Origin of the sequence: Pseudomonas syringae (assembly GCF_021605415.1) — a bacterium.
In the GTDB taxonomy this organism is placed as follows: Bacteria; Pseudomonadota; Gammaproteobacteria; order Pseudomonadales; family Pseudomonadaceae; genus Aquipseudomonas; species Aquipseudomonas syringae_S.
In genome coordinates, this window is sequence record NZ_WKEQ01000036.1 from 40,601 (window position 1) to 50,700 (window position 10,100).

Annotated in this window: 13 protein-coding genes; 9 read left to right on the plus strand and 4 right to left on the minus strand. The window is 58.4% G+C overall.

Translation table 11 applies throughout. The annotated features are described in order from the left end of the window. Window positions 1–118 precede the first annotated feature (118 nt). Window positions 119–472, minus strand: a complete 354-nt coding sequence (locus GIW69_RS21545) for a BON domain-containing protein (protein ID WP_236484798.1) — start codon at window positions 470–472, stop codon at window positions 119–121. A gap of 295 nt (window positions 473–767) precedes the next feature. Next, window positions 768–1,190, minus strand: a complete 423-nt coding sequence (locus GIW69_RS21550) for a pilin (protein WP_236484799.1) — start codon at window positions 1,188–1,190, stop codon at window positions 768–770. A gap of 226 nt (window positions 1,191–1,416) precedes the next feature. Here GIW69_RS21550 and pilB point away from each other — a divergent pair, with 226 nt between their 5' ends. The 5 genes from pilB to yacG are packed head-to-tail and all read left to right on the plus strand — an operon-like array spanning window position 1,417 to window position 6,028. After that, window positions 1,417–3,117 (plus strand): type IV-A pilus assembly ATPase PilB, encoded by a 1,701-nt coding sequence (gene pilB, locus GIW69_RS21555; RefSeq protein WP_236484800.1) that lies wholly within the window; start codon window positions 1,417–1,419, stop codon window positions 3,115–3,117. 2 nt (window positions 3,118–3,119) lie between these two features. Further along, window positions 3,120–4,337, plus strand: a complete 1,218-nt coding sequence (locus GIW69_RS21560) for a type II secretion system F family protein (RefSeq protein ID WP_236484801.1) — start codon at window positions 3,120–3,122, stop codon at window positions 4,335–4,337. Window position 4,338: 1 nt separating this feature from the next. Further along, window positions 4,339–5,211, plus strand: a complete 873-nt coding sequence (locus tag GIW69_RS21565) for a prepilin peptidase (protein ID WP_236484802.1) — start codon at window positions 4,339–4,341, stop codon at window positions 5,209–5,211. After that, a complete protein-coding gene (coaE, locus tag GIW69_RS21570; RefSeq protein ID WP_236484803.1) occupies window positions 5,208–5,831 on the plus strand; it encodes a dephospho-CoA kinase in 624 nt (207 codons plus the stop codon). The genes GIW69_RS21565 and coaE overlap by 4 nt, the downstream gene beginning before the upstream one ends. After that, entirely contained in the window at window positions 5,828–6,028 is a 201-nt protein-coding gene (yacG, locus tag GIW69_RS21575) for a DNA gyrase inhibitor YacG (protein WP_236484804.1), read from the plus strand. The genes coaE and yacG overlap by 4 nt, the downstream gene beginning before the upstream one ends. Window positions 6,029–6,033: 5 nt before the next feature. Here the strand turns inward: yacG and GIW69_RS21580 are convergent, their stop codons facing one another. Then, window positions 6,034–6,249, minus strand: coding sequence for a hypothetical protein (locus GIW69_RS21580; RefSeq protein ID WP_236484805.1), 216 nt, complete (start codon window positions 6,247–6,249; stop codon window positions 6,034–6,036). A gap of 65 nt (window positions 6,250–6,314) precedes the next feature. Then, window positions 6,315–7,004 carry an energy-coupling factor ABC transporter permease gene (locus tag GIW69_RS21585; protein WP_236484806.1) on the minus strand — a complete coding sequence of 230 codons (690 nt, stop codon included), beginning with the start codon at window positions 7,002–7,004 and terminating at the stop codon, window positions 6,315–6,317. Between the two features lie 188 nt (window positions 7,005–7,192). Between GIW69_RS21585 and GIW69_RS21590 the strand changes: the two genes are divergently transcribed. From GIW69_RS21590 to GIW69_RS21605, 4 genes are read left to right on the plus strand one after another with little or no spacing between them, the layout of a single operon-like run. Then, on the plus strand, window positions 7,193–7,819 hold the full coding sequence (locus tag GIW69_RS21590; protein WP_236484807.1) for a DUF1780 domain-containing protein: 627 nt from the start codon (window positions 7,193–7,195) through the stop codon (window positions 7,817–7,819). Next, window positions 7,816–8,343 carry an MOSC domain-containing protein gene (locus tag GIW69_RS21595; protein WP_236484808.1) on the plus strand — a complete coding sequence of 176 codons (528 nt, stop codon included), beginning with the start codon at window positions 7,816–7,818 and terminating at the stop codon, window positions 8,341–8,343. Before GIW69_RS21590 ends, GIW69_RS21595 begins: the two co-directional genes overlap by 4 nt. Before the next feature lie 51 nt (window positions 8,344–8,394). Then, complete coding sequence (locus GIW69_RS21600; protein ID WP_128605912.1) at window positions 8,395–8,568, plus strand: DUF3094 domain-containing protein; 174 nt, start codon at window positions 8,395–8,397, stop codon at window positions 8,566–8,568. A gap of 60 nt (window positions 8,569–8,628) precedes the next feature. Continuing rightward, window positions 8,629–9,927 carry an NAD(P)/FAD-dependent oxidoreductase gene (locus tag GIW69_RS21605; protein WP_236484809.1) on the plus strand — a complete coding sequence of 433 codons (1,299 nt, stop codon included), beginning with the start codon at window positions 8,629–8,631 and terminating at the stop codon, window positions 9,925–9,927. Window positions 9,928–10,100 lie beyond the last annotated feature (173 nt).

Consider the following 10,100-nt stretch of genomic DNA (forward strand, 5'->3'; position numbering starts at 1 on the left):
CCGGGGCCTGTAATGGCCACATCCGTATGGCCGGTCGCATGAACTCTAAAGTTGCGGCAGACGTATAGCTCGGCCCGTCTGTCGCGCCTTCTCCCGGTTCAGGCGAGAAGCTTTAGCCTTACTCGGCTTTCAGGCCGTCAGCGGAAACCGCTTTGACGCCTTTGATTTTCTTGGCGATGGACACTGCCATCTCTTTCTGCGAATCGGTCACTGCAGTGGTGGACGACAGCGACACGACGCCTTTGTTGGTTTCAACTTTGATGTCGGTACCTGGAATGCCTTTTTCGGTCACCAGGTCAGCTTTGACTTTGGTAGTGATCCAGGTATCGGAAGTGACTTCTTTAGCTTCGGTCATTTCACCGGCGGCCAGCACCATTGGAGCCTGGGTAGCCTGAGTGGTCTGAGCGAATGCGCCAGACATGGTCAGGGTCAGCGCGGTAGCAGCAGCGGCAGTGATAGCGAACTTCTTCATACGAGTAACTCCTGTTTTTCTGGAAAGTCTGCTGCGTTGCTTGTCAGCAGGGTTACCGGAGATATTGCGAACGCTGTGCCAACTTTGAGAACGACATTATTCCCTTATAAATCAATGATTTAAAAAATCAGCAAATCTTCGGAATCATGCAAATTGCATGAGTCGGGCAATAAGGACATGCAAACTGCGGTTTTTCGCAAAGTTCATAACCTGCTGAAATTATTAATACTTTTGAGAAACGCTGCGCAAAAGAAATGCCCCGCAAAAAGCGGGGCATCTGTTCGCCTACTACCCATCATGTACCGCTGGCGGTGCAACCTTTTGGGGAGTAATCGGGCGCTACGGTGGTTCCACAAGCCCAACCGCCCGCAGCGGTGCGGGTCAGAGTAATGGTTTTGCTGAGTACCGGAGCAGGAGCATTGATCAGCGTGCACACAATTGTGCCCGCCCCGTCGGCGGCCGTTCCCGACGCAGACAGCGTGCAGTTGGAAGTGGTTGTCACGTCGTCTCCCTTGATGCCCGCGAGCGTCGGGTTCGTGCCTTGGTTGATGGTGTCCTCAAATGGCACCTTCAACGCACTGATTTCCGCCAGACCCGCCGTGACTTTGGATCGGGCCTGATACTTGGAATACTGCGGCAGGGCAATAGTGGCCAAAATACCAATGATCGCCACGACGATCAGCAGCTCGATCAGAGTGAAACCTTGTTGTCTTTTCATAAACACGCTCCATGCATGAGTCGGAATCTCATGATCTGTTCAGGGCTCAGCATAGGCCATGCCAACCGGCCTCAAGCACTGCATGTTGAACGCCATCAAGACGCGACGCGGTTTCCTACAACCCGCAACCGCACTATCTGACACTTTTTGTCACCTGCACCGGGCATGTTTGGCGCTGTCCTTTGACTAGGCTATAAGTCATGAACTGTCTGCGTCCGGAATTCCCATGAATGACATCGCTCTGAGCGGTCTGGCCAAGCAATTGGTGCAGGCCGAACTGCTCACGGAAAAAAGCGCTCAACAGGCTTCGCAACAAGCCCAGCGCAATCGCCTGTCGCTAGTCACCTATCTGGTGCAGAACAAACTGGTAAAAAGCTGGCAGGTTGCTGAAATCGCTTGCGAGCATTTCGGCATGGCCTTCCTCGACCTCAATTGCCTGGACAAGGAAACCCAGCCCAAAGGCCTGATCAGCGAAAAACTGGTGCGCCAGCACCACGCCCTGCCCCTGTGGCGGCGTGGCAACAAACTGTTCGTGGGGATTTCCGACCCGAGCAATCACCAAGCGATCAATGACATCCAGTTCAGTACCGGGCTTAGCGCTGAAGCCATTCTGGTCGAGGACGACAAGCTCAGCGACGCTATCGAAAAGTTCTTCGACACTCACGCCAACGGCCTCGAAGACATGGCCGATGTCGACCTCGAAGGTCTCGACATCGACTCCCTTGAGGACAAGAAGCAAGACGCTATCAGCACTTCCGATGCCGACGATGCGCCGGTCGTGCGCTTCGTCCACAAGATGTTGCTGGATGCAATCAAAAGCGGCTCGTCCGACCTGCATTTCGAGCCCTATGAAAAGAACTACCGCGTGCGAGTGCGCACCGACGGCATATTGCGCGAAGTGGCCAAGCCGCCTATTCAGTTGGCGGGCCGGATCGCCGCCCGGCTCAAAGTCATGGCCAGCCTCGATATTTCCGAACGGCGCCGCCCACAGGACGGACGCATCAAGATGCGTCTGTCGAAAAACAAATCCATCGATTTCCGGGTCAATACGCTGCCGACCCTGTGGGGCGAAAAAGTGGTAATCCGAATCCAGGACCCCACCAGCGCACAGATGGGTATCGATGCGCTCGGTTACGAGCCGGCCCAGAAAGACCTGTATCTGGAAGCCCTCAAGCAGCCGCAAGGCATGATCCTCGTCACCGGCCCCACCGGCTCCGGCAAAACCGTGTCGCTGTACACCGGTCTGAACATTCTCAACACCGTCGACATCAATATTTCCACCGCCGAGGATCCGGTCGAAATCAACATGGAGGGGGTCAATCAGGTCAACGTCAATCCCAAGCAGGGGATGGATTTCGCTCAGGCGCTGCGCTCGTTTCTGCGTCAGGATCCGGACGTGATCATGGTCGGCGAGATCCGTGACATCGAAACCGCCGAGATCGCGATCAAGGCAGCGCAGACCGGGCACCTTGTGCTTTCCACGCTGCACACCAACAGCGCCGCTGAAACCCTCACGCGCCTGCACAACATGGGCATTCCCGGTTTCAACATTGCCACCTCGGTCAGCCTGATCATCGCCCAACGCCTGGCGCGCAAGCTGTGTCATCACTGCAAGAAACCCATCGAGATTCCCCGTGAGACATTACTCAAGGAGGGATTCCCCGAGGAACGCATCGGCGACTTCACGATCTATGAGCCGGTCGGTTGCGATCACTGCAACGGCGGTTACAAGGGACGCGTAGGGATATATGAAGTGGTGAAGAACACATCTGACCTGCAACGGCTGATCATGGCTGAAGGCAATTCACTGGAAATCGACCTGCAAATGCGTCGGGACGGCTTCGACGATCTGCGCACCTCCGGTTTGCACAAGGCCATGCAAGGCATCACCAGCCTTGAGGAAATCAACCGGGTGACCAAGGACTGAACATGGCGGCCAAGGCAGCGAAAATCAGCATCTATGCCTGGGAAGGCACGGACAAGAAAGGCAGCAAGGTCACCGGCGAACTCAGCGGCCAGAACCCGGCGCTGATCAAGGCGCAGTTGCGCAAGCAGGGCATCAATCCGGGCAAGGTGCGCAAAAAATCCACCTCCCTGGTGAGTTTCGGCAAGCGCATCAAACCTCGGGACATCGCCCTGTTCACCCGCCAAATGGCGACGATGATGAGAGCGGGCGTTCCGCTGCTGCAATCGTTTGACATTATTGGCGAAGGCTTCGATAACCCGGCCATGACCAAACTGATCGACGAGGTCAAACAGGAAGTCGCCGCCGGCAACAGTTTCGCCGCCGCCCTGCGCAAGAAGCCGCAATATTTCGATGAGTTGTATTGCAACCTCGTCGATGCCGGCGAGCAATCCGGCGCCCTCGACACGCTGCTGGAAAGGGTCGCGACCTACAAAGAAAAAAGCGAAAGCCTCAAGGCCAAGATCAAGAAAGCCATGACCTATCCGACCGCCGTGGTGCTGGTGGCGGCGGTGGTAACCGGGATTTTGCTGGTCAAAGTCGTGCCGCAATTCCAGTCGGTGTTCTCCGGGTTCGGCGCCGAGCTGCCGGCCTTCACGCAAATGGTCATCAGCCTGTCGGAGTTCATGCAGCAATGGTGGCTGGCGATTCTCGGCGGATTGATCGCCGCGGGTTTCGGCCTGCGCCACGCGCTGAAGACCTCCCAGTCCATGCGTGACCGTCGCGACACCTGGTTGCTGAAACTGCCGCTGGTGGGCACGTTGATGTACAAGTCCGCCGTCGCGCGTTTTGCCCGCACGCTCTCAACCACATTCGCGGCCGGCGTGCCGCTGGTGGAAGCGCTGGATTCAGTCGCTGGCGCCACAGGCAATGTGGTGTTCAAACGTGCTGTGCTGCGTGTTCGCCAGGACGTCGCGACTGGCATGCAACTGAACTTCTCGATGCGCAGCACGGGGGTTTTCCCCAATATGGCGGTTCAGATGACGGCCATTGGCGAAGAGTCCGGCGCGCTTGATGACATGCTCGCCAAAGTCGCGAGCTTCTATGAGGAAGAAGTGGATAACCTGGTCGACAACCTCACCAGCCTGATGGAGCCGTTCATTATGGTGGTGCTCGGTGTTATCGTCGGCGGTCTGGTAGTGGCCATGTACCTGCCGATCTTCCAGCTCGGCTCAGCGATCTGACATGCCCATCGACGAAATGCTCATCCTTTATCCACCGGCCTTTGTGCTGTGCGCATCGCTGCTTGGCCTGGTGGTTGGCAGTTTTCTCAACGTACTGATCTGGCGCCTGCCGAAAATGCTCGAACGCGAATGGCGAGAGCAGGCGCACGACGTACTTGGCCTGCCGATCGAAACACCGCAGCCGACGTACAACCTGATGCTGCCCCATTCGCAATGCCCGCACTGCGCGCATCAGATTCGTGCCTGGGAAAATATTCCCCTGCTCAGTTACCTTTGGCTGCGCGGTCGCTGCTCGGCCTGCGCGGCGCCGATCAGCAAGCGTTACCCGCTGACTGAATTGGCGTGTGGGCTGCTTTCGGCATTCATCGCCTGGCATCTGGGGTTCGGGTGGCCCGCCGGCCTGCTGATCGTCCTGACCTGGGGATTGTTGGCGATGAGTCTGATCGATTGCGATCACCAACTTCTGCCCGATGTGCTGGTGTTGCCATTGCTATGGCTGGGTTTGATCGTCAATAGCTTCGGCTTGTTCGTGCCGTTGCACGATGCGCTGTGGGGCGCGGTGGCCGGTTATCTGGCGTTGTGGTCGGTGTTCTGGCTGTTCAAGCTGATCACCGGCAAGGACGGCATCGGTCATGGAGATTTCAAGTTGCTGGCATTGCTTGGCGCTTGGGGCGGCTGGCAGATTCTACCGCTGACCATTCTGCTATCGTCGCTGGTCGGGGCGGTAGTCGGGGTGATTTTGCTCAGGTTGCGCAATGAAAAAACGTCGACGCCGATCCCGTTTGGTCCCTATCTGGCGATTGCCGGCTGGATTGCCTTGCTCTGGGGTGGTCAAATAACCGGCTTCTATTGGCAGTTTGTCGGTTTGGAATGAATACCCCTGTGGAAAAACCCTGGATTCTCGGCCTGACCGGTGGCATCGGCAGCGGTAAAAGTGCCGCCGCCCAGCATTTCATCGATCTGGGCGTGCATGTCGTGGATGCCGATCACGCGGCGCGCTGGGTGGTAGAACCGGGCCGTCCGGCACTGGCCCGGATCGCCGAACACTTCGGCCCCGGCGTGCTGTTGCCCGATGGCGCGCTTGATCGCGCGGCCCTGCGCAAACTGATCTTTGAAGATCCGCAGCAACGCCTGTGGCTCGAAGCACTGCTGCATCCGTTGATCGCCGAGGAAATCGCTCATCATCTGGCGCTGGCAAAATCGCCCTATGCGATTCTGGTTTCGCCGCTGTTGATCGAATCCGGGCAATACGCAATGACCCAACGCATTCTGGTGATCGACGCCCCGCAACAACTGCAGATCGAACGCACCCTGCAGCGTGACCAGACTAGCGAGCAGCAGATTCAGGCGATTCTCAAGGCCCAATCGAGCCGCGAAGATCGTGTGAGCCGTGCCGACGATGTGGTGGTCAATGATCGCGACCTCGCCTGGCTGCACAGCGAGGTCGAACGCTTGCACCATTTTTACCTGACTTTATCCGGAGGCCAATCATGAGCCAGACCCCAACCGTAGAATGCCCAACCTGTGGCGCCCCCGTGGAATTCACTCCCGAAAACAAATTCCGTCCGTTCTGCTCCGACCGCTGCAAGCTGATCGACCTCGGCGCCTGGGCGTCGGAAGAGCACAAGATTCCCGTCGCCCCGGAGGCCGAGGATGAACTGTTCTCTGGTGATTTCGACCCGCGTCACTGATTCGCTCAGGGACGCATGAAGCCGTAGTCCTGATCGTCGTCGAGGTTTTCCGCCAGAAAACGCAACTCGTCGGCCAGGTCTTCGGCGTTGCGCACCGCCTTGCTTTGCTCCACCACCGCACTGAGCAGGGCGCGCAAACTCAGACCGGGGTCGAACCCCACCTCCTGCGCCATTTCCAGATTCTGCCGTGTTTCCTGCCTCGCCCACTCGTACACACTCATGCCACCGCTCCTGAAGGGATTCGGCTCAGCATGAAAGACGCAGCATCGGGCAGATGTGATGTGAATCAAACCTTCGGATCTTCGTCCTTCCACGGCGCCGAAAGGTAACGCGTGCGATTGAACGTCTCCAGCCATTCGGGGCTGAACACCACCAGCGCGCTGATCACCATGCCGTTGATGAAGGCTTCGGGGAAAATCAGCAGCCACAGGTAGCCGACAAAGTCCTCGAGCCATTCAGGCATTGCGAACAAACCGTCGTACCACAGCAGCGTCAGGCTCAGCACAAGACACAACAATGCCGACAAGGCAGCGGCGAAGAAACCTGAGCAGAAGATATAAACGAAGGGATTACGCGGCTGGGCGCGCTCGACGAGAATTGCGCAGCATTCGGTGACCAGCACCGGCAACAGAATCAGCAAGGCACCGTTGACGCCGACTGCCGCCATATCCTGGCGCCCCATCAACACCAGCGCCATTTGCGCGAACAGCCCACCGACGATCGCCATCGGCCAGTCCAGCAGAAGCGTCACGGCGGTCATGCCAATGAAATGATAAGACACGCCCGTGTCGAAATCCCTGCGCACCAGCCACAGCAGAAAAAGCGCGAACACCGTGCCGAACAACAAATGCTGGCGACGGCTGTCACTGAACAGCTCGACCCACGGCGCACGGCAGATCGCCCAGAGCAACACGGGCAGGTAGATCAGCCAGCCCAACGTAAGGCTCGCGGTCGAGAGCAGTTCAGCACCAATCATGACGACATCATCCTCAAATCCATCCGCCCCATGCAGGCGCCGCCGAAGGCTGCGATCTTTTGATTTTGATTTTCAAGGTCAAAAGATCGCAGCCTTCGGCAGCGCCTACAAGGGCATGAATACATTCGCCCGATTCTGAAGCCACGCAAAGCTTTCTGCTTGTCGTATTTGAACGCTAAGCTTGGGCTATGGATGACTCAGATTATTTACGCCTGCTGACCATCGCGGCCGAGCAGGCCAACGCTTTTCTGTCCAATGCCCGCAAATGGGAGCGTGAGCGTTGGGTCTGCCAGCGTCTGCTGCAAGGCCTGAACATTCCTTACCGCGTCGATGAGTTCGCCCCTGCCGGCGAGCCACCGGACGTGCTGTTTCGCGATGCCAATTTCGAAGTGTTCTTCGTCCTCGACGAAGGTCGTCGGCTCAACGATGAATGGCGGGACGAGTTGCAGCGTCGGCGCAGTGCGTTTTCCCTCAGCCAACTGGTTCGCCGTGAAGCCAAGCCGAAACGCATTCCGGCCAACGAATTCCTGCTGCGACTGGCACCGACCTTGCGCAAAAAGGCGCACAACTACAAAGAGCGCGGCATGGATCTGGGGGAGCTTGATATCATCGCCTTCGCCAGTCTCAAACGAGAAGTACTCGATCTGAACAGTCATTTCCCTCCCCCCACCGAATACCTGCGCCAAGGCTGGCGTTCGTTGTCGCTGGTCGGCCCGACCTTCGCCCGCGTGCTGTTCGCCCATCCGGATGCGCCGGACTTTTTGCGTGGCAACCTGGGCCGCAGCATCGTATTCGACGTAGGAATCAGCCTTTGAGTCCGCTTCAACAACTGATTGCCGATGTCCCGCAAACCGGCGTGGTGCGCTGGATCGGCGTACGCCCGCAATCGCGCGGGCCGATGGTCGAACTCGATGCGGTGGAAGCACGGCTGGAAGCGGGCCTGACGGGCGATCATGCGCGTCCGGGGGTTCGCAATGCGCGGCAGGTGACGTTGATTCAATGGGAGCACTTGCCGGTGATCAGTTCACTGATGGGGCGCCCGAACGATCAGCCGGTGAGTCCTGAAGATTTGCGCCGCAATCTGGTTATCAGCGGGATCAACCTGTTCAGCCTCAAGGGACGACGGTTTCGCATCGGCCAGGCGATTTTCGAGACCACGGGCTGGTGCCAGCCCTGCGCACGCCTGCAAAACAATCTCGGCCCGGGGACTTTTCAAGCCGTGCGCGGGCATGGCGGGATCACGGCGCGAGTGTTACAAAGCGGGATCATTCGTCTCAATGACAGCGTGCAGGTCGAACCGCTGCCGGACAGCGGCTATGCTCCGTTCAATCCCGGGTAAAAGCTTCTGTAGCTTCTACACATTCAGCAACGTCTACCTGACGAGGCCTTTATGACCAGCCGCCTGAACCCCGACGACCAGAAGCATGTCGAAGAGTACCTGCAACTGTCCCAACACCGTGTCGAGCGCCGGCCTTTCCGGCCGTGGATGCTCCTGGTGCTGGTACTGGCGGTGACCATTGGTCTTGGCCTGTTGAGCCGATTTATCAGCTACCTGACGCTATGAGCTGCATTGCGCTCGCGAAGGTAACTGCTCCGATTTCCTTTAGCCTTGCGAGTTATCCCCATGTCTCATCGTATTGTTATTGTCGGCGGCGGCGCCGGCGGTCTGGAGTTGGCTACCCGTCTGGGTAAGACTTTGGGCAAGCGCGGCACGGCCAGTGTGATGCTGGTCGACGCGAACCTGACGCACATCTGGAAACCCCTGTTGCACGAAGTGGCCGCCGGGTCACTCAATTCTTCCGAAGACGAACTCAACTACGTCGCGCAGGCAAAATGGAACCACTTCGAATTCCAACTGGGCCGTATGAGCGGACTCGACCGCGCGCAGAAAAAAATCCAGCTGGCCGCGACCTACGACGAAAACGGCGTCGAACTGGTGCCTGCCCGGGAAGTGCCTTACGACTCGCTGGTGATTGCCGTCGGCAGCACCACCAACGACTTCGGCACCCAAGGCGCGGCGCAGCACTGCCTCTTCCTCGACACCCGCAAGCAGGCCGAGCGTTTCCACCAGCAACTGCTCAACCACTATTTGCGCGCCCATGCCGGGCAGACTGATGCGATCGAGCAGATCAGCGTGGCGATCGTCGGTGCTGGCGCAACGGGCGTCGAACTCGCGGCTGAGCTGCACAACGCCGCCCATGAGCTGGCGGCATACGGCCTGGACCGGATCAAACCGGAAAACATGCACATCACCTTGATCGAAGCCGGCCCACGAGTGCTCCCGGCCCTGCCCGAGCGCATCGGTGGCCCGGTACACAAAACGCTGGAAAAACTCGGGGTCAACGTGATGACCAACGCGTCGGTCAGCGAGGTCACCGCCGACAGCCTGATCACCGCCGAGGGCCAGGAGATCAAGGCCAGCCTGAAAGTCTGGGCTGCCGGGATTCGCGCGCCGGGTTTCCTCAAGGACATTGACGGCCTGGAAACCAACCGCATCAATCAGCTGCAGGTATTGCCGACCCTGCAAACCACCCGCGACGAGAACATCTTCGCCTTCGGTGACTGCGCCGCGTGCCCACAACCGGATTCCGATCGCAACGTGCCACCGCGCGCGCAGGCGGCGCACCAACAGGCCTCGATGCTGGCCAAATCGCTGAAGCTGCGTATCGAAAACAAGCCCCTGCCGGCCTACAAATACACCGACTACGGCTCGCTGATCTCGCTGTCGCGTTTTTCCGCTGTGGGTAATTTGATGGGTAACCTGACCGGTAGCGTGATGCTCGAAGGCTGGCTGGCGCGGATGTTTTACGTGTCGTTATATCGCATGCACCAGATGGCGCTGTACGGGCCGTTTCGTACGGCGATGCTGATGCTAGGCAGCAAGATTGGTCGCGGCACCGAGCCGCGTCTGAAGCTGCATTGATCTAAAAACCTGTGGGAGCGAGCCTGCTCGCGAAAGCGGTGGATCAGTCAGTGATTTAATTGGCTGACCCGGCGCCTTCGCGAGCAGGCTCGCTCCCACGGTGTTTTGTGTTGATTGGAAGGTCTGTCTCTGACTGTATCCCCGCCCCGCTTTCCCCACGCTCGCTTACAAAC